This is a genomic window from Pseudoalteromonas sp. SIMBA_162, assembly GCF_046535955.1.
Taxonomy (GTDB): Bacteria; Pseudomonadota; Gammaproteobacteria; order Enterobacterales; family Alteromonadaceae; genus Pseudoalteromonas; species Pseudoalteromonas marina.
Genome location: NZ_JAWJBQ010001414.1, coordinates 1 through 228, shown reverse-complemented (window position 1 = coordinate 228; position 228 = coordinate 1). Strand labels below are relative to the sequence as shown.

Genomic DNA, 228 nt, shown 5'->3' with positions numbered 1-228 from the left:
GGCGACAAAGCAGCAGAGTTATTACTATTAGCGCCAGGCGCGGTACAAATCTTTTATGGTGATGAATCCTCGCGTCCGTTCGGTCCTACAGGTTCTGATCCGCTGCAAGGTACACGTTCGGATATGAACTGGCAGGATGTTAGCGGTAAATCTGCCGCCAGCGTCGCGCACTGGCAGAAAATCAGCCAGTTCCGCGCCCGCCATCCCGCAATTGGCGCGGGCAAACAA

The 228-nt window shown here is 55.3% G+C and carries 1 pseudogene; it reads left to right on the top strand.

Annotated features, from left to right (window positions below):
• A pseudogene (locus R0J88_RS24265) lies at positions 1–228 on the top strand (alpha-amylase); the annotation flags it as partial.